Raw genomic sequence first — 662 nt, forward strand, 5'->3', positions numbered from 1 at the left:
TCAATTTCTTTTAGTGATACACTTTTTAGCTGTGCAATGTAAGCCGCAACCTTAACAACGTAGGCAGGCTGATTTTTCTGACCTCGGTGTGGAACGGGGGCAAGATAAGGGGAATCAGTTTCGATCAGCAAGCGTTCCAAGGGCAGCGCCTTCACAACTTCTTTTAATTCTGTCGCTTGTCTAAACGTAACAATACCTGAAATGGATATATAAAAACCAAGCTCTATAGCGGCTTGTGCAAAGGTAAGTTCTTCAGTAAAACAATGGATAACCCCACCGCACTTTTCTGCCCCACCATCACGGAGCATTTCAAGCGTATCGGCCCGGGCATTTCGTGTATGAATGATCAAAGGTTTGTTGAGGGCAACCGCGGTTTCAATGTGCTGTGAAAACCGTAACTTCTGCAGCTCAGCCGTTTCCGGTTGATAGTGATAATCTAGCCCCGTTTCGCCAATAGCCACCACTTTAGGATGACTCGCGTATTGATGGAAGCGGCTCAATTCAAAATGACTTTCAACGTCAAGTGGATGAACACCACAAGAAGCATGAACATTATCAAAGGGCTGAATAAGCTCTAACATTGGTTCAAAAGAATCCAGCGTTACGCCAACAGAAAGCAATTGCTTAACATTGGCTTGACGAGCTTTTTCTACTACATCAGC

At 44.6% G+C, this 662-nt stretch carries 1 protein-coding gene; it reads right to left on the reverse strand.

Annotated features, from left to right (window positions below; all coding sequences use genetic code 11):
* On the reverse strand, positions 1–662 hold a 662-nt coding region (locus GMA8713_RS26120; protein WP_062715574.1), incomplete at both ends, for a TatD family hydrolase.

Source organism: Grimontia marina, assembly GCF_900060185.1.
GTDB classification, from domain to species: Bacteria; Pseudomonadota; Gammaproteobacteria; order Enterobacterales; family Vibrionaceae; genus Enterovibrio; species Enterovibrio marinus.